General features: G+C 50.9%; 25 protein-coding genes. 15 read left to right on the forward strand and 10 right to left on the reverse strand.

Annotated features, from left to right (window positions below):
- Positions 1 to 143: 143 nt before the first annotated feature.
- On the forward strand, positions 144 to 971 hold the full coding sequence (locus V5J35_RS15250) for a hypothetical protein (RefSeq protein ID WP_354007961.1): 828 nt from the start codon (positions 144 to 146) through the stop codon (positions 969 to 971).
- Positions 968 to 1801 (forward strand): hypothetical protein, encoded by an 834-nt coding sequence (locus V5J35_RS15255; RefSeq protein WP_354007962.1) that lies wholly within the window; start codon positions 968 to 970, stop codon positions 1799 to 1801. The genes V5J35_RS15250 and V5J35_RS15255 overlap by 4 nt, the downstream gene beginning before the upstream one ends.
- Here the strand turns inward: V5J35_RS15255 and V5J35_RS15260 are convergent.
- Positions 1765 to 2526: an AraC family transcriptional regulator gene (locus tag V5J35_RS15260; protein WP_354007963.1), complete on the reverse strand. Its 762-nt coding sequence runs from the start codon at positions 2524 to 2526 to the stop codon at positions 1765 to 1767. The genes V5J35_RS15255 and V5J35_RS15260 overlap by 37 nt on opposite strands.
- 123 nt (positions 2527 to 2649) lie before the next feature.
- Between V5J35_RS15260 and V5J35_RS15265 the strand changes: the two genes are divergently transcribed.
- The gene (locus tag V5J35_RS15265) at positions 2650 to 3819 is read left to right on the forward strand and encodes an MFS transporter (RefSeq protein ID WP_354007964.1); all 1170 of its coding nucleotides are present in this window, start codon (positions 2650 to 2652) and stop codon (positions 3817 to 3819) included.
- Positions 3820 to 3890: 71 nt separating this feature from the next.
- Here the strand turns inward: V5J35_RS15265 and V5J35_RS15270 are convergent, their stop codons facing one another.
- The 8 genes from V5J35_RS15270 to V5J35_RS15305 form a co-directional block, all read right to left on the reverse strand.
- Positions 3891 to 4730 carry an SH3 domain-containing protein gene (locus V5J35_RS15270; protein ID WP_354007965.1) on the reverse strand — a complete coding sequence of 280 codons (840 nt, stop codon included), beginning with the start codon at positions 4728 to 4730 and terminating at the stop codon, positions 3891 to 3893.
- A complete protein-coding gene (locus tag V5J35_RS15275; RefSeq protein WP_354007966.1) occupies positions 4727 to 6529 on the reverse strand; it encodes a hypothetical protein in 1803 nt (600 codons plus the stop codon). Before V5J35_RS15275 ends, V5J35_RS15270 begins: the two co-directional genes overlap by 4 nt.
- Positions 6530 to 6535: 6 nt before the next feature.
- Complete coding sequence (locus tag V5J35_RS15280; RefSeq protein ID WP_354007967.1) at positions 6536 to 8269, reverse strand: VWA domain-containing protein; 1734 nt, start codon at positions 8267 to 8269, stop codon at positions 6536 to 6538.
- Positions 8266 to 9279 (reverse strand): vWA domain-containing protein, encoded by a 1014-nt coding sequence (locus V5J35_RS15285; RefSeq protein WP_354007968.1) that lies wholly within the window; start codon positions 9277 to 9279, stop codon positions 8266 to 8268. Before V5J35_RS15285 ends, V5J35_RS15280 begins: the two co-directional genes overlap by 4 nt.
- The gene (locus V5J35_RS15290) at positions 9276 to 10121 is read right to left on the reverse strand and encodes a hypothetical protein (protein ID WP_354007969.1); all 846 of its coding nucleotides are present in this window, start codon (positions 10119 to 10121) and stop codon (positions 9276 to 9278) included. The genes V5J35_RS15285 and V5J35_RS15290 overlap by 4 nt, the downstream gene beginning before the upstream one ends.
- Positions 10114 to 11004 (reverse strand): DUF58 domain-containing protein, encoded by an 891-nt coding sequence (locus V5J35_RS15295; protein WP_354007970.1) that lies wholly within the window; start codon positions 11002 to 11004, stop codon positions 10114 to 10116. The genes V5J35_RS15290 and V5J35_RS15295 overlap by 8 nt, the downstream gene beginning before the upstream one ends.
- Position 11005: 1 nt before the next feature.
- Positions 11006 to 11986, reverse strand: a complete 981-nt coding sequence (locus V5J35_RS15300; RefSeq protein ID WP_354007971.1) for an AAA family ATPase — start codon at positions 11984 to 11986, stop codon at positions 11006 to 11008.
- Between the two features lie 402 nt (positions 11987 to 12388).
- Entirely contained in the window at positions 12389 to 13045 is a 657-nt protein-coding gene (locus V5J35_RS15305) for a C-GCAxxG-C-C family protein (RefSeq protein WP_354007972.1), read from the reverse strand.
- A 228-nt stretch (positions 13046 to 13273) separates the two neighbouring features.
- On the opposite strand from V5J35_RS15305, the gene yedF reads away from it, so the two are divergent.
- The 9 genes from yedF (at position 13274) to V5J35_RS15350 (ending at position 20951) form a co-directional block, all read left to right on the forward strand.
- A complete protein-coding gene (yedF, locus tag V5J35_RS15310) occupies positions 13274 to 13936 on the forward strand; it encodes a sulfurtransferase-like selenium metabolism protein YedF (RefSeq protein ID WP_354007973.1) in 663 nt (220 codons plus the stop codon).
- Entirely contained in the window at positions 13933 to 15081 is a 1149-nt protein-coding gene (locus V5J35_RS15315) for an aminotransferase class V-fold PLP-dependent enzyme (RefSeq protein WP_354007974.1), read from the forward strand. Before yedF ends, V5J35_RS15315 begins: the two co-directional genes overlap by 4 nt.
- Positions 15078 to 15293: a putative Se/S carrier protein gene (locus V5J35_RS15320; protein ID WP_262564507.1), complete on the forward strand. Its 216-nt coding sequence runs from the start codon at positions 15078 to 15080 to the stop codon at positions 15291 to 15293. Before V5J35_RS15315 ends, V5J35_RS15320 begins: the two co-directional genes overlap by 4 nt.
- A 12-nt stretch (positions 15294 to 15305) precedes the next feature.
- On the forward strand, positions 15306 to 16415 hold the full coding sequence (gene selD, locus V5J35_RS15325) for a selenide, water dikinase SelD (protein WP_354007975.1): 1110 nt from the start codon (positions 15306 to 15308) through the stop codon (positions 16413 to 16415).
- A 44-nt stretch (positions 16416 to 16459) separates the two neighbouring features.
- Positions 16460 to 17101, forward strand: coding sequence for a putative adhesin (locus tag V5J35_RS15330; protein WP_354007976.1), 642 nt, complete (start codon positions 16460 to 16462; stop codon positions 17099 to 17101).
- A gap of 73 nt (positions 17102 to 17174) precedes the next feature.
- Positions 17175 to 17792 carry a hypothetical protein gene (locus V5J35_RS15335; RefSeq protein ID WP_354007977.1) on the forward strand — a complete coding sequence of 206 codons (618 nt, stop codon included), beginning with the start codon at positions 17175 to 17177 and terminating at the stop codon, positions 17790 to 17792.
- Positions 17793 to 17979: 187 nt separating this feature from the next.
- On the forward strand, positions 17980 to 19341 hold the full coding sequence (locus tag V5J35_RS15340) for an 8-oxoguanine deaminase (protein WP_354007978.1): 1362 nt from the start codon (positions 17980 to 17982) through the stop codon (positions 19339 to 19341).
- Positions 19342 to 19545: 204 nt separating this feature from the next.
- Positions 19546 to 20337: a uracil-xanthine permease family protein gene (locus V5J35_RS15345; RefSeq protein WP_354016427.1), complete on the forward strand. Its 792-nt coding sequence runs from the start codon at positions 19546 to 19548 to the stop codon at positions 20335 to 20337.
- On the forward strand, positions 20334 to 20951 hold the full coding sequence (locus V5J35_RS15350) for a solute carrier family 23 protein (protein ID WP_354016428.1): 618 nt from the start codon (positions 20334 to 20336) through the stop codon (positions 20949 to 20951). The genes V5J35_RS15345 and V5J35_RS15350 overlap by 4 nt, the downstream gene beginning before the upstream one ends.
- Here V5J35_RS15350 and V5J35_RS15355 read toward each other — a convergent pair whose 3' ends face one another.
- Positions 20952 to 21905 carry a LysR substrate-binding domain-containing protein gene (locus tag V5J35_RS15355; RefSeq protein WP_354007980.1) on the reverse strand — a complete coding sequence of 318 codons (954 nt, stop codon included), beginning with the start codon at positions 21903 to 21905 and terminating at the stop codon, positions 20952 to 20954.
- Between the two features lie 156 nt (positions 21906 to 22061).
- Here V5J35_RS15355 and V5J35_RS15360 point away from each other — a divergent pair, with 156 nt between their 5' ends.
- From V5J35_RS15360 to phnC, 3 genes are read left to right on the forward strand one after another with little or no spacing between them, the layout of a single operon-like run.
- Positions 22062 to 23153 carry a phosphonoacetaldehyde reductase gene (locus V5J35_RS15360; protein ID WP_354007981.1) on the forward strand — a complete coding sequence of 364 codons (1092 nt, stop codon included), beginning with the start codon at positions 22062 to 22064 and terminating at the stop codon, positions 23151 to 23153.
- Between the two features lie 29 nt (positions 23154 to 23182).
- Positions 23183 to 24025, forward strand: coding sequence for a phosphate/phosphite/phosphonate ABC transporter substrate-binding protein (locus tag V5J35_RS15365; protein WP_354007982.1), 843 nt, complete (start codon positions 23183 to 23185; stop codon positions 24023 to 24025).
- Between the two features lie 29 nt (positions 24026 to 24054).
- Positions 24055 to 24891 carry a phosphonate ABC transporter ATP-binding protein gene (phnC, locus tag V5J35_RS15370; RefSeq protein ID WP_354007983.1) on the forward strand — a complete coding sequence of 279 codons (837 nt, stop codon included), beginning with the start codon at positions 24055 to 24057 and terminating at the stop codon, positions 24889 to 24891.
- Position 24892: the final 1 nt, after the last annotated feature.

Genomic DNA, 24892 nt, shown 5'->3' on the forward strand with positions numbered 1-24892 from the left:
TCTTTCTATCACTTGTCCAACATTTTAACGACTTGGGTTAAAGGGTCACGCACATCTCTGTTTTTTTGATCTGGCAGGCAGTTTTGCCGTTGTAAGGTCGGGCTGACAGGGCGTGACTACAGGGAAGTTTATGGAGGTCAGGTATGAATAGTTCCAGTAACCAGATGTCAGTGTCCAGCGCTATCGGGCTTTCGGCAGTGACAGCTGCGGCTGCCAACGAAACAGCCAGAAGCTCGATTATGTCAGGTGTCTCCTGGCTTGGCAGGTCTTTATGCAGTATACCGGGGCAGTTGGCAAACAACGCTGAATGGTTTACAGATGGAATCAGAAATCAGGTTTTTAAAGCTACTAGTTATTTAATCCCGTCTCTGAAGCCTCTGGCTGAACGTGAGGTGGCGGTTAACACTCTGATTCGTCCTTTCAGCTCAATGGTTGGCGAGTCCGGCGCAAAGGCAACAGGCAGTATCAGTGCAGGTTCATTGGGATGGGCTGGCATTACGCCATTGTTTTACCTGACAAAGACAGGGGTAAATACCTGTCGGCGTTATTTAAGAAGCCATCAACAATATAAACTGGCTAATGGAGCTTTGAACGACTACTCAGAAAATGCGTCAGCGGCTCTTGACCATGCAAACGATGTTCTGACAAAGGATGCCGAGCGATACCGGAAACTGTCTGAACGATCAGTACTACCGGGGTGGAAAGGCTTATTGATGGCTGCTGTTCCCGCTATTCTGCTGGCTCCTGAGCTGGGTGCCGCTGCTATAGCGGCCGGAGTGGTTGCAGGCGTTTCCCAGATTACCAGTAATGCCTGGGAAAAGTGGGCAAACAGCAGCATGCTTAATCAGACGCAGGAACATATTCAGCATGTAAGAACCAGGCGTAAACAGTTAGAACTTGAAGCAACTAATTATATTCTTGAAGGTCGACTTGCCCGTCTGGAAAGGACTGTTCTCGGAGGTGAAGCATGATCGACTCTCACCACCAAATTTCAGCGCCGACTGTTATCGGGCTGGCCACAACCTGTTCAACAGCAGCAGCGCTAGCCACCACCCCTTCAGGCAGGAAGGCGGTCAGTACCTTGGGAAGACTCGCTTACAATCAGCCATCACTACTGGCAGGGTATGCTGCAGGATGTCTGGAGGGAATCAGGACTCAGGGGCTTAATGCCGTCAGCTACTTTATTCCTTCAGCCAAAGCTCTGGCCGGGCGGGAGATTACTGTTGGAATCCTCGGGTCAATAACCGGCAGGGCGGAAATCAAAGCGGCTGGTCGTATTAGCCTGGGAGCTCTGGGCTGGGTGGCTGTAACACCGGTTTTCCAGCTGGTAAAAACCTTTATGAACGCATGCCACCGCTCCATAGAAAGTGGACAGCAGAATCAGCTTATTGAAATGATGCGTAATAAAGCTACCTTTGGAGCGCTGGAGCTTGGAAAACGGAGTCTGGAAAGAGATGCGGAACATTACAAAGCATTGTCAGAACGCTCTGTCATACCGGGCTGGAAAAGCTTGCTGCTCACCACTGTGCCAACAGTCCTGCTGGCTCCTGAACTGGGAATAACGGCGTTGGCAGCCGGAGCCGTTGCGGGTGCAGCCCAGATTGCCGGTAATGCATGGGATAAATGGGCAAACTGCAGTATGTACTCTAGTACGAATGAGCGTATAAAAAGCCTGGATATTACTCAAAGGACGATACAGCTCAAAAGCAAGAGTGAAGAGTTGGTTATGCACTATGAGACTGCCGAAGAGGCATCACAGACTGTTCAGTCAAAAAACTTGCCGGGCGCTGTTCCGAAATAGTTTTTGAACAGCCGGTTAAAAGCACTCAGACTGGCAAAACCTACATTCATCGCCACACTGGTCACCGGTTCGCCGCTGGCCAGTCTTTTTAACGCTTCCACCAACCGTACCTGTTGCCGGTACTGTACAAACGACATGCCCAGTTCCGACTTGAACAGGCGGCTTAGTGTACGACTGCTGATGTGTGCCTTGTCGGACCATTGCTCAAGTGTTTCATTGTTATGGGGGTGTTGCAGAATTGCCTGACAAACAGGCAATAGTCGTTTATTGCCGCAATTGGGAATACTGAGCTTCACAGAAGGCGACCGTTTCAACTGGTCAATAGTAACCAGCAGCAGGCGTTCGATGCTGCTGTCCGGGTTCAGGTCTTCCGGCAGGTCTGACAGATGCACAAGCAGTTCCCGCAGTAAGGGCGATACGCTCAGAACACAGCTTGTTTCTGGCAGACCCGGATAGTCTTCAGCCCGGATATACAGGCTTTTCATCTCTGCCCGCCCATGCATCGTCACCCTGTGTGGCACCCGTGGTGGCACCCAGACGGCGCGTTGGGGGGGACTCACCCACAGGTTGCCAGGCACATTCACAACCATGACACCACTGCAGGCATAGAGCAGCTGGGCGTAGTTGTGGCAATGCCATTCATTCACATGCCCGTTGGGGTGTTCCACAGAGTAGGCAATGAAGGGCGTGTTTAACTGCGAGGGTAAATGATGAGGCTTGATCATGGTCGGCTTTTGTCTGAAATGGGCATGTGGTCGTCATATATGAGGCTATTCGCCAGTTTAAAACAAAGTAAACTGCGACGGCATCGTTACTACTTCGAGAAGAGTTACTGATCCGAGCCAGATATGGATAAACGCAAGTTTCATTTCCAGGTGATGAGCCTGGGTCATGCCCTTGACCACTTTTTTGTTTTGATTTTCCCGACTGTTGTTCTGGTGTTGCAGAAAGAATGGGGTCTCAGTTACGCAGAGCTGCTCAAATACGGAAGCCTTGGAGTGTTGGCCTACGGTTTGGGCTCTCTGCCCTCAGGTTGGCTGGGGGATCGCTGGAGCCAGCGCGGCATGATGAACGTCTATTTCTACGGAATGGGGTTGTCTGCCATCTTCAGTGCATTTGCACAAACCCCGGAACAGCTGGCGGCAGGGGTAGCGGCTATTGGTCTGTTTGCCTCTGTTTATCACCCGGTAGGTACTGCCCTGGTGTTCAGTACCGCTGAAAAAACCGGACGAGCCATTGCCATGAACGGGGTTGCAGGGAATATCGGGCTGGCGTCAGCTGCTATTGTCACAGCCTTTATCTCCGAGCTGATTAACTGGCAGGCGGCGTTTATTATTCCCGGTGTCATCTGCGTACTGACCGGGGTCGCCTACTCCTGGGTATCGGGAGATGTGTCTGCCATTCATCGAAAAAGCAGTAGAGACACAGAAGCTCTCGACAGAGGTGCCATGATCAAACTGTTTATTGGTATTGCTGTTATTGCCTGTCTTGGAGGGCTGGTGTTCCAGAGCATGACAACAGCCCTGCCGAAAATGGTGGAGTCTGCCTTTACCGGGTCTCTGGGGCAGACAGGTATGATCGCCACTACTGTCTTCCTGGTGGCTGCTACTGTGCAAATAGTCATTGGTGAGCTGCTTGACCAGATTCCAGCCCGCTCCCTGTTGCTGGTCATTGCACTGGGACAGGTGATATTCCTGATTCTGGCGTCTATGGCTTCTGGCTGGTGGTTGATTCTGGTACTGGTTTGCCTGATGTTTTTTACCTTTGGGCAGATTCCAGTTAATGACTGGCTGATTGGTCATTATGCGGCGGATGAATGGCGTTCACGTTTCTATGCCATGAAGTACACTCTGGGCTTGAGTGTAGCAACCGTAGCGTACTGGTTGATCGCTGTCGTACACGACAATACCGGTGAGTTTACGCTCCTGTATCTGATTCTGGCAGCGGTGATGAGCCTTTCTGTTATTGCAGCATGGTTTATGCCAGGAACACAGGTGCAGCAGGAAGCACTTGCCTGATTTCAATAAAAGCTGTTTGAAAATAAACAACAGAGGGGTTATTCAGCCCCTCTGTTGTTTGTCTCACGCCATTAAATATTTTGTTCGATTAATGTTGTTGAGCGCACTGGCAGCCACGCAGTCGACCCATTACTCAACCTGACTTCCTGCCAGCGGGCATGCTCCTGCAACAGTACAAATTCCGTACCCTGGTTAAGCGGACTGGTGAAAGCCGGAGCAAAGACCAGGCCGGGGCCTTTGCGAGCTGTGACATCCATGGCTGTGATCACGCCAGTGCTGACTGCCGGTGTATAGGCGACTCTGAAAAGCGTCATCACACTGGTCAGCAGCATCACGCTGGCCGCCACAATAATGCGACTTTTCTCGGTTCGGTCTGAACGGATAAACACCCATACCTGCCACCAGAACAGACAATAGATGGCAATGGCAAACAGCAGCCAGACGCTGGAGCTGACGACGCTGTGAGAAAGCGCCAGCCACTGGGTGCCAAAACGGTCAGGCAGGTTATCAAGGCGCTGTTTGCGTACATGGCTCAGGTTGTGGGACAGTTCCTTACTCTTATAGCCCAGCTCCTCTGCCCGGCGATACCAGAGCACACTTTCACCATAACGCCCGGCGTGGAACCAGCTGTTGCCAATGTTGTAGGCAAGGGCTCCGTGGTTAATGCCTTCGGACTGCCACAGGGCTTCCAGTTTGCCAGCCACCAATGTGTGGGCTTCGCGTCCGCGTGTCGGGTAACTCTGGCTCAGTTGCAGGGCTTTGAGGTGTTCTTCCCGCAGGGATAACAGCTGCTCGTTAAGGCCAGAGCCTTCAGCCAGACCAGAGCCTTCAGCCAGACCAGAGCCTTCAGCCAGACCAGAGCCCGGCAGAGACAGAAACAGACTCAGGGTAAAAATAAGAAAGCGTTTCATGACAGCACTCCATTGGCTGGTAATGCTTTATCCAGTTGCTGCATCAGATCAATCAGTGCTTTACGACCGGATGGCGAGTGAGAAGTCGGCTTTGTTGCATACTGCTGTTGCAGCAGGCTCAGCTGCTGGCTTATTGCCTGAATCAGAGCCTGATCCACATCAAGGGAAGACAGTTTTGCTGTCAGAGACTGTTCGTTTAATCTGGAAGGCTGCAGACCAATACGACGGTGAAAGTATGCTCCCAGCGGTGCCAGAGGATCATTAGTGTTTGTCAGGTCAGCACGCAGCCGGGCAATGGCACTGCTGCTGCGGTAAGCCTGCCATTTTTTCCTGATCGCCGGGTACAGACCAAACAGAACGACAGCGGGTGGACAGATCAGCAGTGCAAACAGCAACCAGGGTGTTAATGGCCCCTGCTGACTGTCAGTATCGATCAGCTGTCTGGTCCAGTCATGCTCCCAGATGCCATCCTTGTCAGGCTTCACAGGGTTGCTTAACTGAACATCGGCAGACAATTCACTGCTGCTGATATTAAAACGCTCAACCGGAATCACTGTCAGTGGCACAGGCTCGGTCACATAGTCGCGGTAATGACCGGTTTGCGGATCAAAGTAGTTGATCACGAGGGGCGGGATTTCGGAAGTCTCCGCCAGTTTGGGAAACAGGCTCTGGCGCACAATCCGGACATCTTGCTCGTAAACCGCAGGAGACGCGGAACCGGGAATGTCAAAGCTGTGGATAAACGCTCTTTCATTTTGTAAATCAGGCAGTTGAGCAATTTCTGAATGTGGATGAATAACATCAAAACGCAACTGCATGGGCTCACCCTGTCGTACGGTTTCCGGTTCAGCAGTAACTGTAATGTCCGGACGACCCACCATGCCGGTAAAGTGTTCCGGTACACCGGAGGGGAGCGGCTTAACCTCAAAACGAACCGGTTCAGACAGGGTCATCAGCCGCACGGGCGCTTCATCTTTTGCCACTCGCTCAGCTTCAAAGAAGTTGTTATCGAAGTGAGCCGGGAAGCGGGAGCCTCTGAACTGCTGAGAGCCGTGCTTCCAGATTTGCTGATCCACGCTGGCCATCAGAACACCGGGCTGCAGGTCAAAAGTGCCTGCTTCCAGCGGCTGAATCTTGTAGTGAAAATGGATGCGGTACTGATTATCAGGCAGACCATGCCAGCGGGCGATAATACGACGGTTGCCGACTGGCAGGCCGATGGCGTTAGCGTCTCTGGATGTAAACGCATCCCAGGGTTCTACCGGCCTGATGGCGGCACTTTCAAACTCAGGCAGAAGAATGTTAACCGCTTTCAGCGCGTTTGGCTGAATGGAGGTAATCCATTCAAACTGTACGTCAATGGTCTGTCCAAGATAAATGCTGTCGGTCGTGTGGCTGACATTGATGCTCATCGCATCCGTCACTGTCGGCATGGTGACCGTGATAGATTCTGATGCATCGGTCTGCTGCTCACCGAGGGTAAAGACAGGCAAAGTCAGTTCACCGGACTTTAAGGGTGTCAGGCGAACCGGATAGCCCATTACCGGTGTGCCGTCCCGTTGCAGTCTGACCGCCGGGCGCTGTGTCACCATAAAGTCGCTGGTGGCGGCAATGGACAGCTTCAGGTCATCAGAGGGCGGATTCAGGGCCAGTACAACAAAGTCGGCAGGTTGCCCCTGCCATACTGTCTCATCTGGCTTCTCAAGAATAAGTTGCCAGTCTGTATCACTGGCGTAGGCTGTCGGAAACACCAGAAGTGCCAGAAATCCGAACAGAAATTGTTTAAAGTAGCTTGTCATAAAACCTTACCAGTCCCGATCAACCGTATTCTGTCGTTGCTGATCCAGTTGTTGTAATTCGCCCTCAAGTTGCCGGGCCTGATCCAGAATCTGTTTGGCATTGGCAGACGGGGTCGGTTCCAGTAAATCGCCAAACATTGTGTCCATGTCGTCAAATTCCGCGCTGTCACTTTCATCGACATCGGAATCTGTTGACTCGTCACCTTCCTGCTCAAGGCTTTCTTCACCCTCTTCACTTTCAGAGTTGGCTTCAGTCTCACTTTCTTCTTCCTGATCGCCCTGTTGCTGTTCCTGCTGCTGAACCGTGTCAATGTCCTGATGCAGGCGATACTGTTCCAGAGCCAGCCACTCCAGATTACGCTTGCTGGGCTCATGCTCCGGGTCGGTCAGCAGAATATCACGGAGGACTTTTCTGGCTTCGCTGAGGTAGATTTCCGGGTCAACGTACTCGTCGGACTGCATCGCTTCTTCAAAGAAAGCTTCTTCTATGAAATCAACCGGACTCAGGAAATCGTCGTAACTGCTGTTTGCCAGATGAATCAGAGACGTGGCCAGGTTGTAACTGGCTGCCACAGCGGTTGGCTGATCATCCGCCAGATCGGCTACCTGCCGGTACAGGCTGGCAGCGTCGGCATACAGCTTCTGCTCTATCAGGTCGGAAGCGCGCTGTTCCAGTTCATGAAGGTCAACCGGATCCTGGGCGTGGCTTGCGCTGACTGCCAGCAGCAACAGGCAGGGCAGCACCGCAGAGGTGGACACCCTGACAGGCCACTGCATCAGTGACAGAACCAGCAGCAAAGCGGCCAGTGCCATCAGGTAGGGGTAGCCTTCGGTGTACTCAAGCACTTCCCCCTGCTCACGACTGTCTGCTGGCCAGAGTACTCGCAGCTGGTCGAGAATACCGGGCAGGTCGAGCCAGGCAGTGCCAACCGGAAAGTAAATGCCCTGGTCTGCCTGCTGTGCCAGAGATCGGAGACGAGTGCCGTCCAGTCGACTCCAGTGCTCCCGACCTTCATCCATTGCCCAGTCTTTGCCATCACGGGTTGGAACCCTGGCACCAAACTGAGTGTCGCCCAGACCAATAATCAGCAGTCGTGTACCCAGCTGGTTCATTAACGCAATGGCTTCTTCAGGGTTTTCGCCCAGGTCTTCACCATCGGTAATCAGGACAATATCAGCGGCTTCAGGGTTACCGGAGTTACCGCTGTCCAGCATTTTTTCAAGCACTGTCATCAGGGCGTCGCCAATCCGGGTACCACCCGTTGCCACGGTTCCCGGACCGATGTTATCCAGCAGGGTATTCAGGAATACCCGGTCACGGGTCACCGGAGACTGGATGGAGGTTTCGCCGGCAAAGGCCGCCAGACCAATCCGGTCATTCGATGAGGTGTTAACCACCTGTCGTATAGCGGTACGGGCAACTTCCATGCGGTTCGGGCGGGCATCATCCGCCAGCATGGAACGGGACACATCCAGCAGAAATATGATGTCTCGTCCCTGGTCCTGTAACCCTTTAGGTTGAGGATTCCAGGCCGGGCGGGACATGGATACGGACAGCAAAGCAATGGTGACCAGCATCGTCGCCGAGCGACGACTGACCGCTGGCAGGGAAAGATGTTTGCTGAACTGCTTCAGGTCGCTGCGGCTTTTCTGTTGCTGGTAAACAGCCAGAAAACACCATGCCGGTATCAGTGCCAGCAGCCAGAGCCACTGGGGTGCTAACAGGGTCAATTGATTCATCCCAGTCTCCTCAGCCAGGTGGCACTTAACAGAGCTGACAGCATCAGACATAACAGTGCCAGCAGGGCGAAAGGCTGGAAGGCTGGTACCTGGTCGGTAAAGACGACGGTTTGCAGCTTTGAGGTTTCCAGATCATTAATTGCCTGATAACCGGCTACCAGGGACTCATAATCATACGCCCGGTTATAAACGCCTCCCGTCGTTTCTGCCATGGCTTGCAATACCCAGTCCACACGGACGGCTTCATTGCGGCTGTCGAGCATATCGGTGGGTTCATTACCAATAAAAATGGTATAAATTTTGATGTCCCACTCTTTGGCCAGGGCAGCTGCCATCATGGGGGAGTAAGTGCCGGAGTTGTTTTCACCATCTGTGATCATGATGATGACCTTGCTTTTAACCTTTTCATCCAGACCGTACTCATTCTCATACTCGCTGAGCTGTGCTGCCGCCAGGGCCGTTGCATCGCCAATGGCGGTACCGTCTTCTTCCATACGGGTGGGTGGATGAACATGGCGTGCCATACTGACCAGTGCATCGTGAGAGTCAGTCAGCGGGCTGATAACTCTTGGAAAACGGGCAAAGGTGATCAGGGAGATCAGGTCTGCCGGACGCCCTTCCAGCTGGTCATCATCGCCAATAATAAAGGCTTCCAGTACTTCCTTGGCAACGGTCATACGGTTGCTGCGCTTGCCGTCCAGATCCATACGAATGTTCATGGAGGAAGAAACGTCCAGCACTACGGCAATCGCAATGCCTTCCTGTTGTTCCGTTGATTCAGATACTTCACGCCGGGGCTGCGCCAGAGCCACAATAATCAGTGCCAGCGCCAGCAGTTGCAGGGCAGTGGTCAGCCATAGCCATTTCTGGCGATAGCTGGCTGGCAGGTCTGTGACCAGTGGCAGATGGGAATAACTAATTCCCTGTCGTCTGTTTCGACGCCAGCAATAAAAAGACAGCAGTGGTATAAGAGCCAGTAACCACAGCAGCATCGGGTACTTCACACTCATCCCCATTTCTCCTGACAGTGGTGGCAGTAGTCAATAAAATCTGGTAGCTGGGTCTCTCTGCCAAAACGCAGGGACTGATAGCGATGCAGCAGGGGATCATCGGTTGTCAGCTTGCCGGTGGGGTCTGCACCGGTGGTGACCATGAGCCATTGCCTGAGCGCTTCCCAGTCCATGCTGTCTGTCGCGCCTGCTTGTTCGGCAAGGTCTTTTGCAGAGAGCAACGGGCTGGAACCAACCAATGCCGGTTGTCTGCGCTGGCGAATAAACCAGGCTGAAGCCAGCACCACCAGTGCAGCCAGCGCCAGTAACAATGACAGATTGTAGGTTGATGCTTCCTGTCGTCCGGGCAGTTCGACAGTGTCCTGAATGTCCACAGGGTCTTTGTCGAAAGAGGACAATACCTCAACAGGCAGTGATGGCGTTTGCATTTGCCAGTGTTCGGAACCCCGGAAAACATCCACTGTAAAGACCGGGGTCTGGTGCTGGTCTGGTATCAGAAAGGCGGTGTCCATATACACGGTGTACTGCCACTGTCCGTCAACCCATCGTGGCAGCGCTGTATGACTGGTCAGCAGTTCCATCGCTCCCCAGTTCTGTTGTTGAGGGTTGAAAATAACCTCGACCCCTTCGTTGTAACGAGCGGTCAGAGCCAGCTCAATTTGCTGGCCGGCGGTGGTCACTTTGACAGAGGGTTCAAGATGGATCGTTGCAAGATGGGTCGTCGCCTGTTCTTCTTCTGCATAAGCAGAAAGGCTGCCTGACAATACGGCTAATACGAGAAGAGCGAGCAGCAGCGAAGAAACAAACGAAGAAACAAGCGATGTTCTGATTGTTTTAACCACCGGTTTCCCCTTCAATCCTGTCTCTGCGGGCATGGAAAAACGACAGCAGTGTTTCCACCGGATCGTCACCGACGTTATGAACCAGCAGGTCAAGCCCCCACTGGGAAAAGGCCTGCTGGCGGTCTTTCAGGCGCTTGTCCATGCGACGGCTGAACAGTTTCTGTACCGACTGGCTTGCCAGGTCGAGCCAGCGGGTTTGTCCTGTTTCCGCGTCACGCAAATGGGTCAGGCCGCCACCGGTCAGTGTCGCCTCTCTCGGGTCGTCTACTGCGATGGCAATGACTTCATGATGACGCCCCAGCATGGCAAGGTTTTCCATATAACCTTCCATAAAGAAGTCTGAAATGACGACAATGATCGAACGCTTCAGCTTTAACTGGTTCAGGTGATCCAGTGATTCAACGACACAGGTAGAAGAGACCGTTTCAGGTTCTTCCAGTACTGATGACAGGCAACGCATTAACTGGTTACGACCTCTTGCAGGTGGCAGGAAGTCATCCATGCCGTCGCTGAACCTGAGCAGGCCAATGCGGTCGTTGCTGTCCAGTGCTGCTGTACCCAGCAGACCGCATAATTCTGCGGTTGCCATCTGGCGTCCACTGTCCTCGCTGGACCAGGCAAACGACGGGGAATTATCGACGACAAAGATCAGGTTAATTTCCCGCTCTTCATGGAAGCGTTTGATATGAACCTGGCCGCTGCGTGCCGTAACATTCCAGTCAATGGTGCGAACGTCGTCGCCAGGGCAGTACGCCCTGACTTCGTCAAACTCCAGACCCTGACCTTTGAAAATCGAGCGATACTGCCCTGTCAGCAGGTGGTCAACCCGGTGCTTGCAGAACAGCTGCAACTGATGCAGTCGCTGGGTTAAATGGTCGTGCATATCAGTTCGGGATGGTCACTCGCTCAAGCATCTGTTCGATCAGGGTTTCCGAGGTAATCCCACGGGCTTCTGCCTTGTAGCTCAGGGCAATACGATGACGCAGAATGTCTGGTGCCAGACTGCGAATGTCTTCAGGCAGAACATGGTCGCGCCCCTGAATCACGGCAGCGGCCCGGGCAGCCAGTGCCAGGTTGATGGTGGCTCGTGGCGAGGCGCCAAAACGAATCAGGTCAGCCATCTCCAGGCCGTAGTCCTCAGGGGATCGGGTCGCCGTGATCAGGTGAACAATGTATTTTTCAAGGCTCGGGTCCATGTGAACGTGCTCAATCCGGGCGGACAGCGCTTCCAGGTCTTCTCTGGTCAGTACACTGTTCACATCCACCTTTGTTTTTGGGCGGGACATACGACGCATTACTTCCAGCTCTTCATCAAAAGCCGGGTAATCCACTTTCAGCTTGAACATGAAACGGTCTACCTGTGCCTCTGGCAGTGGATAAGTACCTTCCTGTTCGACCGGGTTTTGTGTAGCCAGAACCAGGAACGGATGAGGCAGGGGGCTGATATCTTTACCAAGGGTGACCTGCTTTTCCTGCATCGCTTCGAGCAGGGCAGACTGAACCTTGGCAGGGGAACGGTTGATTTCGTCCGCTAAAACGATGTTGGCAAAGATCGGGCCTTTTTCAGCCGTAAACTCACCGGTTGACGGGTTGTAAATCAGGGTGCCGGTCACGTCGCCGGGCAGCAGGTCCGGGGTAAACTGAATTCGGCTGAAATCCAGTCCCAGGGCTTTGGACAGGGTATTAACCGTCAGGGTTTTTGCCAGTCCCGGAATACCTTCGATCAGTACATGGCTTTTGCACAGCAGGGCAAGAATAAGACGATCGACCAGGTCTTCCTGGCCAACGATGACTTTAGCCACTTCTTTACGAAGAATGGCGACTTTTTTTAAAGCCTCAACAGGCTGGCTAACGACGACTGACATACGATTATTTTCTGGATTTTAAATGTGTTGATTACTGGCTGCTTTTAATAGCGGCTGAAGTTGAATGATTTTGTTACATAACGTTTAATTAAGAAACAAAATAGACATCAGAGATGAATGAATTGTCTCAAAGAATGACAGGTATAAAAAGCAAAGAGGTATTGATTTGAATCAAGTTAATAATCATTAGCTTTAAAAAACAAATAACCAATTAATTGAATTGATACTGGTTATTAATTCAGGTTATTTTTTTTAATTTATCAATTTTATTAAAGACAGTATTTGAACGAATTAAATAATGATTGTTGTTTTAATTTAGTCATTAATGGAGAGGTTAATGAAAAGTAAGTTCAGCTAATCGCCATAAGCGGTTAGCTGATTACACTTTTTGAGCTTTTACGTTTAAGGCAGAAGTTTATTTTTTAGTCGTGTTGCCAGAGAACTGAAAGCTGATGGCTTTTGATGCCTGCTTGTTTTTTGCACATCTGACGGGCAGTCACTGCAATCTGACAGTGCCTTGTCGGCGGGCTCAGTAATGCCATGTTCAATCAGGTCAACAACATCGGCTGCAACCTCTCCCGTCAGTCGTATGCATTGTCTGATATGCTCCCTTGAACCAAACTCCACATGTTTGATGAGCTTTCGACAACAGGTTGAACCGTTACGTTTCTGAAACCGGTCGTGCAGTTCGGACGACAGTGGAAATATATCATCCGATAGTTTTTCCCCTTTCTGTTCCCGTCCATGCTCCAGACCCAGCGCCATAACCCCACCGGCGACTGCACCACACAGGCAGCCTGACATACCAATGCCGACCGGAAAGCCGGATGCCATTTTCACCATACGAGGGTCAGCGGGTTGCCCGAGGTGGTCGTTAACGGTGGTGAAAACGGCTTCTGAACAGAGAAACTGGCGTTTTCTATACAGTGTTTCTGCTTTTTTTCGAGCGGTTTCACTGATGTCATCGTACTGACGCATACGTTCAAGACGACGGTCTTCGATCGCCTGCTCACGTTTTGAGAGTGATGAGGCTGGTTTGTGTTTTTTTGGCAAAGGCATAGTTTACTCCACGGGCTATCAGGACCCGCGCTACGTTCAACAGGTAGCAAATCCGGAAATTTTTCATATTAAGTACGACTATTGTTGTATTCAAATGCAAAGAGCGTTTTGACCGGATAATACCTATCAGGTTGCGCATTTTTCCTATATCTCAGCATTTTGACTTTGCCTCAGAATGATCTCTTCATTTATACGCTGTCTATTGAACACAGCTGAACTGAGGTTTTCATGCAACACCAACACACTCTGGATGCCCGGGGCCTGCTCTGCCCACAACCTTTGATACAAACCCGCCGTCTGTTAAAAACTTTGCAGGAGGGTGAGTATTTTCAGGTGATTGTGGATAATGAGATAGCTCACCTGAACCTGATGACTTTTTTTGAAGATCAGGGTATGAATCCGGAGTATGTTGCTGAATCGGGCGAGTGGGTGATCACTGCGACCTGCCAGACTTCTGGCAGACAGTCTGGTACTAAAGAAAACACTGCCGGGGATGACGTTACCCCGGTCACAAAAAATACACAGCCGCCAGCCCGGAACTCTGATGATCTTGCTTCTGATTATATAGTTGTACTGAACAGCGACCGTATGGGGCTGGGGAATGACGACCTTGGTAGCATACTGATTAAAGGTTACCTGAACACTCTGAAAGAAATTGAGCGCAAACCATCGACCATTATTCTGTACAACGGCGGAGCCCGGCTGGCAGCGGAAGGTTCGGGCGCTGATTCTGCGTTGCAGGCGCTTGAGGCTCTGTCGGTTGATATTATTGTCTGTGGTGCCTGTGTTGACTTCTTTGAGTTACAGGGGAAGCTTGCAGCGGGTCGTATTTCCAATATGTATGAAATTGCGGAAAAAATCGCCGCCGCTGGTCATGTGGTGTACCCATGAACAGTGCTGACCCTTTAACCTACTTTGATAACAGTGCTACCAGTTTTCCCAAGCCAGTGGAAGTCACAGAAGCGATCAGGCACTACCTTTCAGAGATGGGAGGCAGCTATGGTCGTTCATCCCATGCCAGGGCTTTTGAGTCCAGCTCTGTCGTTGAAGAGTGTCGTGAAAAGCTGGCAGGCATGATGAATATAGAACAGGTTGAGAACCTGTGTTTTGCCAGTAATGCGACACATGCCGCTAATACGGTGTTACTGGGTTTCTCTTTTCCTGAGGGGGCTGAAGTACTGGTATCGCCACTGGAGCATAATGCAGTGGCCCGCCCCCTGGCGATGCTGGAACAACAGGGACGAATCTCTTTAAAAACTCTGCCGGCAGGCAGGGATGGTCGGGTTATTCCGGAACAGATAAGCGATCTGGTCAACAGCAGTACGGCGCTGGTGGTGGTAAACCATCAAAGTAATGTGAACGGTGTGATTCAGCCCGTTACCAGTATAAAAGAGGCGGCTGGTGAGGTGCCTTTGTTGGTGGATGCTTCCCAGTCTCTGGGGAAATGTCCGGTGCATGTGGATCAGTGGGGTATTGATTACCTGATTTTCACCGGACACAAAGCCTTGCTGGGGCCAACCGGTACCGGCGGATTTTATATTCGTGAGCCTAACTCTATAAAGCCACTGTTGCTGGGTGGTACGGGCAGCAACAGCGAACACCTTGATATGCCAACGGTAATGCCGGATCGCTTTGAAGCTGGCACACCGAATATTGCGGGCATTTTTGGTTTGCTGGCGGCACTGGAACATGCCCCGGAACCACGACACAGTCGTGAAGATTTTCTTACGCTGCTGGAGAATATTCAGGGTATTGATGGTTTTACTGTTAACAGGGCGATAAACGCTGAAGCCCAGGGCGAAGTGATATCCTTAACCCACAATGCGCTGGACGCTGCTACGCTGTCGTGGCATCTGGAAAAACAGTTCGGTATCAGCTCCCGTTCCGGTCTGCACTGTTCGCCACTGGCGCATCAGCACCTGGGAACCTACCCTGAAGGCACCTGTCGACTGTCGCCTTCTGTTTATCATTCGCCAGACGATTTTGCTTATTTGTTGGATGCTTTAAGAAGCATTACGATGGAGGTGGCTGCATGAAGCGGGCATTTATTCTGCTGAAAAATATGCGTGCTGCCATTAAGGCTGAAGCCTGGTGCCGGGAGCAGGGCGTTGCCTGCGAAGTGGTTCCCGTACCCCGGCAGTTATCTTCAGAATGTGGCATGTGCCTTGAAATTGATAACAACCATGCCGACACTGTGCAGCAACAATTGCAATCCGCAGGTTTTATTTTGACGCTTGCCCGCATATAAGGCGTATGATTGATGTCTGAAACTACTTCTGAAACAACGCATGAAACCCTTCACGAGACTCTTCATAAAACGAGAGCTGAACCGGCCATTGATTTGCTGAAAACTGTAGAGTATGGCGGTTGTTCAGCCAAACTCTCACCGACAGAACTGGCTGGCATACTGGATAAACTGAACTTTCCAGCTCATCCCGACCTGCTGGTGGATGTTTCGACCCATGATGATGCCGGTGTTTACCGGATCAACGATGAAACCGCTTTGATCTTTACCACCGATTTCTTCCCCCCTGTGTGCAGTGACCCACAGGAGTTTGGCGAAATAGCGGCTGCCAATGCCCTGAGCGATGTGTTTGCCATGGGCGGCAACGCCCTGATGGTGCTGAACCTGATGATGTACTCGACTAAAGATTTGCCGGTCGAAGGGTTTGCTCAGATTCTGCAGGGTGGGCAGAACAAAGTCATGGAAGCGGGGGCGCTGGTCGTCGGTGGACACACTATTGAAGACCATCCACCCAAGTTTGGCCTGGCCGTCATTGGTACGATTCACCCCGATAAAATTGTCAGCAACAGCGCTGCTCGTCCGGGGGATAAGTTGATTCTGACCAAGCCGCTTGGTACTGGCGCGTTAATTGCGGGTCAACGGGAGCAGCTTGCCAGCCGTGAAGCCTATCAGCAGGCGCTGAAACAGATGAAACTGTTGAATAAAACCGCAGCGGATATCATGGTGAAATACGGCGCTCGTTGTGCAACTGATGTCACGGGTTTCGGCCTGTTGGGTCATGGTCGTGAAATTGCCAAAGGCAGCGGTGTGACGCTGAGAATTGATACAGAAAGTCTGCCGTTGCTCGACGAAGCCTATGAGCTGTTTGATGATGGTTGTATTCCGGGAGCTGCCTTCCGTAACCTGCATTATGTCGGCAAAGACGTTCAGTTCAAGTCGGGTATTGATTACAACCTTAAAATGCTCACCTGCGACGCCCAGACATCGGGCGGGCTGCTGATCTGCGCCCCGGCTGAAACCGCTGAAGCCATGCTGGCTGACCTCAGGGCTACGGGATTGCACGACCAGGCTGCAATGATTGGTGAAGTGCTGCCAAGGATGGATGTTGCCCTTCTGCTGGAGTAATGTGGGCCTTGAATAGTTGGTTCCTGATTCAGGGGTCCTGAGCCATGCCTGTACCGCTTTCAAAAGAAACCCTGGATAAGATGCATTCCAGGGTTTTAAATGGGAAATTAAAGCTGTTTACGTACGACCGATTTGGCTTTGATGTTCAAAATCTCATCATTCTCGCTCATGGAGGTGCTCACAACCAGAATGGGCTTCCCTGTGCTATTCAGCGTTTAATGGGAACCTATTATTTTAAAAGCCCCGTATGGACGACGTTATTCTTCTACTCCCCACATGGTACTGTCACTTTCGGAGGCCTGCTTTCATTCATGGATGGTACGTACCGGCCCTTTGAGGCCTATATTCCCGGAGAGCCTGTCATCAATTATGCGCTGTTTCACAGTGTCGATCAGCGGCCATCAGGCAGCGATGAACATATTCAGTTCTGTCTCTACCAGAGTCGTTGTGGTTCAGGGCCGGATTTCATTCATCACCCGTTTCGTATTTTCGACATTGTTACTGTGGAACCGTCAGGATCATGGGGCATATCCCTTAAAGACGTACTCGACACTCTGTTCCTGACAGGAAATCTGTACCCCAGAGTCCATTGCACATTCTGTCGCAACGAGTATCGAACAGAAAAACGTTACTATGAGCCGACTTATGATTACATGAAGAGATACCGTGTTACTCATCCCCTTTAGGGGGAGTAACGTTGAGGAGGCTTATAGGGTTGTTACCGCTTGGCTGTAGTGGTTATTTCCGCAGGGGATCTGTATGTTTTTTGATGCCATAAAAACAGCTGACAATACTGAGTTCAAACATGAAGCATCCGGTATGGTATTTAAATACAGTCGTTCCAGTGCAGAAGATTTCCTGAGTCTGAAGCTTTTTGAGAAAACTGCAGCTGAGGAAGTCGGATTCGCTTTCGTTGAGTACCGAAAAGGCCGTCTCCTGGATAACTGGTCTTATCTAGAGTATGACAACCCGAAATATCCGGAAGGCACTTATGGTTTGCGGTCAATGGAGGTCTCCAGGCCCTTCCGTAATAAGTCTCTTGGAGTGTTATTGCTGTTTATAGCGGCTGGTGAGGTTCATATTAACACCGGTACGCACTTATATCTGGTTAACCCGCTTACAAAGGCTTTGGGATTTTATATTCAGTTTGGCTTTCATCCTGAGCCTCGCGCTGTGGAAGGAAGGCGAGAGCACAGACTTAGCCATCTGAGGCCGGGTTACCACCCTGATGCCGACTATATTTTTGCGGAAAAAATTGCGATGACCAGAAATTACCTTGTCTGGCGAGGTGACATTAATATAAGTCTGAGTCTCCTTACGAAAAAAGTAACCTCCCGTTTTTCATTTTCAAATCCCTATGCAGAATCAGAAATTTAACCAACTACCGTCGTCAGAAAGTTTGATATAAGCCCATGACCCGGCAAATTCAGTTTGCTAATCTCTTTACTTCGATTTGGTAGATCAACACGAAAGTCACTGCCATGTACCTGTAATTATAAATGTAACTACGGGCGCATGGTCGGGTTTTTACACGACATTCGCCCTAATAATGTGAGCGTATGTTATGACAGGACAATCTGTTTTATGGATTAAGTCGCCTCTTTCGAGTTATACGGCAAATAACGAAGATGCCGCCAATGGCATCCTGATTCAGGGTGACACCATTCTGGAACTGGTGCCTGAGGGACATAGCCCCAGACACCAGTACGACCGAACTTTTGATGCCAGCCAGCATGTATTGATGCCGGGGCTGGTCAATACCCACCATCATTTTTATCAAACCCTGACCCGTGCCTGCCCGCCTGCTTTAAATAAAAAACTCTTCCCCTGGCTGCAAACGCTTTATCCGATATGGTCTCAGCTAACACCCGAACAGCACGCCCTGGCCACGGAGCTTGCCATGGTGGAATTACTGCTGAGTGGTTGTACAACAGTAAGCGACCATCACTATCTGTTTCCGGAAACGTTAACCGAAGGCATCGATCAGCAGGTTGAAGTCGCCCGGCGTCTGGGGATGCGGGCAACCTTTACCCGTGGCTCCATGAGTCTTGGACAGGATCAGGGCGGCCTGCCACCAGAGTCGGTGGTACAGAGTGAAGACACAATTATGAACGACAGCGTTCGATTGATTCAGGCATACCATAAGAAAGATGATCTGATTGAAATCGCCCTGGCTCCCTGCTCTCCGTTTTCTGTTACACAGGACCTGATGAAAAGTACGGCTATTCTCGCAGAAGAATACGACGTTAATATTCATACGCATCTGGCGGAAACAGAAGATGAAAATAATTTTTGCCTGAAAATGTTCGGCGAGCGACCTCTTGATTATCTGGAAACGGTGGGTTGGCTCCATAACAAAACCTGGCTGGCTCACGGCATTCATTTTAACGATGACGAAATTCAACGTCTGGGTCAGGCCAGAGTGGGTATTTGTCACTGTCCGTCTTCTAACATGGTACTGGCTTCAGGTATTGCCCGGGTCAAAGAACTGAAAGCGGCGGGTGTCCGGGTGGGGCTTGGCGTGGACGGTTCGGCGTCCAATGACCATAGCAACCTGATTCAGGAAGTTCGTCAGGCTCTTTGTATTCAGCGTTTGCGCTATGAGGCGGATGAGTTTACCCACCTTGATGCACTGAATCTTGCTACAAAAGGCTCGGCTGAAGTGTTGAACCGTCCTGATATAGGTCAGCTGTCTGTTGGCATGAAAGCGGATCTTGCCCTGTATAAACTGGATGAGCCCCGATTCAGTGGCAGTCATGACCCTCTGGCAGCCCTGGTGTTATGTGGCGCTCATAAAGCCGATGCCGTAATGGTCAATGGTCAGTGGAAGGTGAAACAAGGTATCTGGCTGGAAGGTGATATTACTGAACTGATGCAGAAGCATACGGCGGCAGCGAAGGCCCTGTTTGAATCGGCAGGCTATTAGGCTGGTTAATTTCAGGTTGTTCCGCACTGCCGGACAACCTGAGTCAAAGGCTGGAAGATTCGATTCCATATAGTGGGACAATCAGTGGTTCAGGGATTAAACGCCAATGGTAGTTTAGTGATCAGGGAGTAACGAACAGTCATAGAAAGAAACTAACTCAAGCTTGTCAGTATCTCGAAAAATAATAATAAGCGGAGCAACAACGTGAGTAAGACTATCCAGCCAGGCAATGATAAAAATGACCTGATCTACCGCCTTAATGATAAGCCAGCCCCCCACAAAGCACTGTTTGCTGCCTTTCAGCATATTCTGGCAAGCTTTGTCGGCATTATCACACCTGCCTTGATTATCGGTGGCGTATTAGGGCTGGGTGAACACATTCCTTATCTGGTCAGCATGTCGTTGATGGTGTCCGGCGTGGGTACTTTTATACAGGCAAGAAGAGTTGGGCCAATTGGTTCCGGCCTCTTATGCGTACAAGGGACCAGTTTTGGTTTTTTGAGTTCGATCATCGCGGCCGGGTTTATCGTTAAAGGGCGTGGCGGTAGCCCGGAAGATATACTTGCCATGATTTTCGGTGTGTGCTTTTTTGCCGCATTTATTGAAATTGTCCTGAGTCGCTTTATGCATAAACTCAAGCGCATTATTACTCCTGTGGTGACGGGTATTGTGATCACCACGATTGGCTTATCACTGATCAAAGTGGGAATGACCGATATAGCCGGTGGCTTTGGGGCAGAAGACAAGGGGGCTCTGCATTATCTTACCGTGGGTGGCATCACTTTAGGCACCATCATCTTCTTAAACCGCTTCAGTAACCAGGTGCTGCGTCTTTCTGCCATTATGATCGGCATGACGGTCGGTTATATCTGTGCCGCTTTCATGGGCATGGTTAACTATAACATTGCTGATGTAGCTTTAGTTACCGTTCCAACACCCTTTAAGTTTGGCTTTGATTTTGACATCGCTGCCTTTATTCCTGTGGCTATTATTTGACTGTTGTAACGGCGATAGAAACAACCGGCGACCTCACCGCTAACTCAGTGGTATCAAATGAGCCGGTTAAAGGGCCGGTTTATATAAATCGAATTAAGGGCGGTGTTCTGGGAGATGGTACGAACTCCGCAATTGCCGCTATCCTGGGCAGTTTCCCTATGTCGACCTTCAGCCAGAACAATGGTGTGATTCAGTTGACCGGAGTAGCCAGTCGTTATGTTGCCTACTTTATCGCCGGTCTGTTAGTTCTGCTGGGTCTGTTCCCTGTGATTGGCGCTTTCCTGCAAACCATGCCTAAACCTGTATTGGGCGGTGCAACGCTGGTGATGTTTGGTACGGTTGCAGCCGCTGGTATTCGTATTCTTGCCTCAGCAGAGCTGGGCAGACGGGATCTGCTTATCATGGCTGTGTCGTTTGGTTTAGGGCTTGGGGTCACGGCAGTACCTGAAGTCGCCAGCCAGCTTCCTCCCTTATTGAAAAGTCTGTTCAGCTCTTCTATTACCGTCGCGGGTCTTTCTGCCATCTTTATGAGCCTGTTTTTACCTATGGGTGAGCAGGCATCGGTAGAGAAGGAGGCGCAAAATGAAGCTGAGCCAGCGTCAGGCACCGTATAGTTAAATGCTTTTTTCCACCTTCAAGCCGCCCTTAACCTGAGGCGGTTTTTTTTCATCCGCTTCTCCCTGAAACTGGCTCGACAGCGGCAGAGCCACCTCAATAAAAGCATTGGTCATTGGGGTGTGCCTCTGGGCATTGTGGCAAATGACATAGGAGCAGGAGAATTCGTCCAGGTCCGCAATGGAGATTGCCTTGATATCGGGATGTGACAGATATTCTGTGGCACCGACATAGCTTAACCCCAGCCCGGACGCTGTCGCCTGTCTGACGGCTTCACGACTGCTGACTTCCATAATGATCCTTGGTTTTATATTCCGTCCTGCAATATTTTGCTCTGCTATGGCCTGTTCGAAAATCTGGCGGGTGGTAGAGCCTTTTTCCCGCTGGATCATCGGCTGATTATGCAGCATGGACAGAGTCACCTGACGGTGTTGGACAATGGGATCATCTTTAGGTGCCATAAGAATGATGCGCTGTCTGCTGAACTCAAAGCTGAACAGTCGTTCATCGGGTTTGCTGTAGGCAATCATACCGGCGTCCAGCTGGCCGTTTAATACTTTCTGTGTGATCAGCTCTGAACCGCCGGTTTCTACTTCCAGCTTTATACCGGGGTAACGGGCGTGGAATTCTTTCAGTATTGGCATGAAAAACGGGGGGCTGACCGCTCCGATTTTCAATGTACCCGTTAACAGTCTGCCATCAGAACGCAGTATCTGTTTTGCTTTCTTTTCCAGGGCAAAAATCATCTGGGTTTGCTGGTAAAGAGCAGCCCCTGTTTCTGTCAGCTGATTGTTACCCCTTTGTCGTCGCAGAAGCTGAACGTTGTAATAACTTTCCAGCTCCCGAATCTGTGCCGTAATGGTGGGCTGGCTGATATGCAGTTGTTCCGCAGCTTTGGAAAAACTGCCGGTACGGGCCACTGCATGAAAGGAACGAAGCTGGCTGAATTTCATGGTTTGGGTGTTCGTTCTGTTTGTATGTCGTTTTATTGTTTAGAGCAATATAGCTTTTTTCTATGAACAAAATATGAAATTAGTATTTTCAAGTCACCCAACAGTCACAAAGCCCTCTTAAACTGATGAACATCAACTGATTGGGATGCACTCAACATGTGGCGTTTTCATAATCCGGTCGATGTGCAGTTTGGCCCTGGCTGTCTGGAAACATTACCAGAGCGGTTAAATGGCAGACGATACGCACTGGTGACCTATAACGAACCATTTTTTACAGAACTGACGGAAACCATTACCACTCTGGCGGGAGCGCCGCAGGTGGTAATCAATAACGTTGAGCCTAATCCGGATATTGCTAACCTCGAACCCCTTTGTCAGCAACTGTGTAGCAGCGGACAGCCTGAAGTCATCGTTGCCCTGGGCGGTGGCTCGGTGATGGATACTGCCAAGTTTCTTTCGGCAGCAGGCAGTGATTTCGAACAGACAAAGTCTTATCTCACAGAAGGTGGCCACAAAGGGCAGCTGTTGTGTACACCAATCATCGCGATTCCCACTACCGCCGGAACCGGCAGTGAAGTGACCTGCTGGGCGACCATCTGGGATAAACAGGCACAGAAGAAATATTCACTGGCAGATGCCGGACTCTACCCCGAATCTGCGCTGTGTGACCCTGATTTAACGTTGCAACTGCCCGTGGTCCTCACGCTCACTACCGGCCTGGATGCACTGTCCCATGCCCTGGAAAGTATCTGGAACAAAAACCGTAACGGGGTGTCTTCAGCCCTGGCTGTCGAGGCGGTAAAAACCATTCTGGACACTCTGCCCCATCTTGTCCGGCAGCCGGACCACGCACTCTTTCGGACGGATATGATGAAGGCGGCGTTGAAAGCCGGGTTGGCGTTTTCCAATACCAAAACATCCATTGCCCACAATATTTCTTACGCCGTCACTCTCCAGTCTGGTACGCCTCATGGCATCGCCTGCTCCTTTACTCTGCCGCAGGTGCTGCGCTCTGTGATCGGGCTGGACCGGGGGGTGGATTCAGATCTGAAAGCCATTTTCGGGCATGACCTGGACAAAGCATGGGATCAGTTTGATGGCTGGTTCCGTGAACTGGGCGTTAATACTGACCCTGAGGCGTATGGTTATAACCAGGAGAACTGGAGGCAACTGTTGCTTGATGCCCTGCAGGGAGAACGAGGTAAAAACTTTATTGGTCAGCAGGAAGCGTTGCTGGCGTGCTACTAAAACTAAAAAACTAAATGGAGAGTTAAACAATGATAATAAAAAGGATTGCCCGTCAATGCCTGCTGGCCGCTGCACTGGTTGTGTCGTGTACCAGCGTTCTGGCCATGGACAGTTTGAAAATCGCCCTGATTCCTTCCGAGGATTCCAGAGCGATGCTGCGTCAGACGGAAGCCTTGATGGATCAGCTGTCTAAAAAGCTGGATACCAAAGTGACAGGTTTTGTTGCTACCGATTACAACGGTGTGATTGAGGCACTGCGTGCCGGGCATGTTGATATTGCCTATCTTGGGCCTTTTTCTTATGTAAAAGCGACTGAAGTGGCGGATGTTGAAGCGTTTGCGGTAGCCGAAACGAAAAAGGCTGGTTCAGTCGCTTATCACAGCCAGATTATTGCCCGTGCTGAAGCTGATGATATTAATGAACTGAAAGACCTGAAAGGCAAAAACGTTGCTTTTGTCGATCCTACCTCAACCTCTGGTTATGTATTTCCCATGGTGGGACTGAAAGCGGAAAGTATTAATCCGACCGAAGACTTCCGGAACGTTGTCTACACAGGGGCTCACGACGCCAATATTCTGGCTGTAAAGCATGGGCGGGTTGACGCAGCGACCGTGGCTGACCGGATTGTTAATGCAGCTGTCGAAAAAGGACTGATTGGACGTGACGAGTACAAGGTGATCTGGCGTTCCAGCCCGATTCCCGAGTCACCCATGGTATGGCGCAACAACCTGCCGGAAGAGAGCAAAAAACGTATTCGTGAAGCCTTCCTGAGCATGGAGTCTGTACAGTTTGGCGACCAGGGCATTGTTAACCGTTATATGCCCACTAACGATGATGCGTACGACATTGTTCGTAAAGCGGCGAAGATGTAAAACAGCCATAACAACCGGGGGGACGGACTGTGATTGAAATAAAGAATCTTCATAAAAGCTACGGCGACAATACGGTTCTTAGCGGCGTTGACTTTGAATTGACTGCGGGTGAATTCGTGGTGGTTCTGGGGCCATCAGGAGCAGGAAAATCGACCCTGTTGCGCTGCATCAATCGTCTGACAGACCCGGACTGTGGTGAGATTGTGGTGAACAGGAAAGATGTTGCCAATGTTCAGGGGGGAGATCTGCAGCAGTTACGCCGTAACGTTGGCATGATCTTTCAGCACCATAATCTGACCAAACGGCTCTCGGTGTTGAAAAATGTCTTAATGGGGCGAATGGCCGAGCTGCCGTTCTGGAGCTGTGCTCTGCAACTGTTTCCCAAAAAAGATGTCGAACTGGCGAAACGTTGTCTGGCCCAGGTGGGTCTGGATGCCAAGGTGTACGAACGGGCTGACAGTCTGAGTGGTGGTCAGCAGCAGCGGGTGGGTATTGCCAGAGCCCTTGCCCAGCAGCCGCAGCTGATTCTTGCCGATGAACCCGTGGCCAGTCTGGACCCTCAGTCGTCCCGGAAAGTCCTGAGCTATATCCGTAAAAGCTGTAAAGAGCAGGGTATTGCGGTGCTCTGCAATCTGCACCAGATTGATTATGCCATGGAATTTGGTGAGCGGATTATCGGTTTGTCCGGTGGCAAGGTGGTGTTCAATGACCATCCGGAGCATCTGACGCCTGAAATGGTCGAGAAGATTTACCCCGGCCTTGAAGATGCCAGCGTCAACAAGCTGGTGTCGCGCATGGCCGCTGAGCGTCGTGAACTGCGACAGTCTGAATCCCGGTTACAACGGCCTGTATGGAAGGTGGCCTGAT

The organism is Endozoicomonas sp. NE40 (assembly GCF_040549045.1).
Taxonomy (GTDB): Bacteria; Pseudomonadota; Gammaproteobacteria; order Pseudomonadales; family Endozoicomonadaceae; genus Endozoicomonas_A; species Endozoicomonas_A lisbonensis.

Coding starts and splice junctions, on each gene's coding strand:
- V5J35_RS15250 (WP_354007961.1), top strand. CDS start 144: ATGAATAGTTCCAGTAACCAGATGTCAGTGTCCAGCGCTATCGGGCTT.
- V5J35_RS15255 (WP_354007962.1), top strand. CDS start 968: ATGATCGACTCTCACCACCAAATTTCAGCGCCGACTGTTATCGGGCTG.
- V5J35_RS15260 (WP_354007963.1), bottom strand. CDS start 2,526: ATGATCAAGCCTCATCATTTACCCTCGCAGTTAAACACGCCCTTCATT.
- V5J35_RS15265 (WP_354007964.1), top strand. CDS start 2,650: ATGGATAAACGCAAGTTTCATTTCCAGGTGATGAGCCTGGGTCATGCC.
- V5J35_RS15270 (WP_354007965.1), bottom strand. CDS start 4,730: ATGAAACGCTTTCTTATTTTTACCCTGAGTCTGTTTCTGTCTCTGCCG.
- V5J35_RS15275 (WP_354007966.1), bottom strand. CDS start 6,529: ATGACAAGCTACTTTAAACAATTTCTGTTCGGATTTCTGGCACTTCTG.
- V5J35_RS15280 (WP_354007967.1), bottom strand. CDS start 8,269: ATGAATCAATTGACCCTGTTAGCACCCCAGTGGCTCTGGCTGCTGGCA.
- V5J35_RS15285 (WP_354007968.1), bottom strand. CDS start 9,279: ATGAGTGTGAAGTACCCGATGCTGCTGTGGTTACTGGCTCTTATACCA.
- V5J35_RS15295 (WP_354007970.1), bottom strand. CDS start 11,004: ATGCACGACCATTTAACCCAGCGACTGCATCAGTTGCAGCTGTTCTGC.
- V5J35_RS15300 (WP_354007971.1), bottom strand. CDS start 11,986: ATGTCAGTCGTCGTTAGCCAGCCTGTTGAGGCTTTAAAAAAAGTCGCC.
- V5J35_RS15305 (WP_354007972.1), bottom strand. CDS start 13,045: ATGCCTTTGCCAAAAAAACACAAACCAGCCTCATCACTCTCAAAACGT.
- yedF (WP_354007973.1), top strand. CDS start 13,274: ATGCAACACCAACACACTCTGGATGCCCGGGGCCTGCTCTGCCCACAA.
- V5J35_RS15315 (WP_354007974.1), top strand. CDS start 13,933: ATGAACAGTGCTGACCCTTTAACCTACTTTGATAACAGTGCTACCAGT.
- V5J35_RS15320 (WP_262564507.1), top strand. CDS start 15,078: ATGAAGCGGGCATTTATTCTGCTGAAAAATATGCGTGCTGCCATTAAG.
- selD (WP_354007975.1), top strand. CDS start 15,306: ATGTCTGAAACTACTTCTGAAACAACGCATGAAACCCTTCACGAGACT.
- V5J35_RS15330 (WP_354007976.1), top strand. CDS start 16,460: ATGCCTGTACCGCTTTCAAAAGAAACCCTGGATAAGATGCATTCCAGG.
- V5J35_RS15335 (WP_354007977.1), top strand. CDS start 17,175: ATGTTTTTTGATGCCATAAAAACAGCTGACAATACTGAGTTCAAACAT.
- V5J35_RS15340 (WP_354007978.1), top strand. CDS start 17,980: ATGACAGGACAATCTGTTTTATGGATTAAGTCGCCTCTTTCGAGTTAT.
- V5J35_RS15355 (WP_354007980.1), bottom strand. CDS start 21,905: ATGAAATTCAGCCAGCTTCGTTCCTTTCATGCAGTGGCCCGTACCGGC.
- V5J35_RS15360 (WP_354007981.1), top strand. CDS start 22,062: ATGTGGCGTTTTCATAATCCGGTCGATGTGCAGTTTGGCCCTGGCTGT.
- V5J35_RS15365 (WP_354007982.1), top strand. CDS start 23,183: ATGATAATAAAAAGGATTGCCCGTCAATGCCTGCTGGCCGCTGCACTG.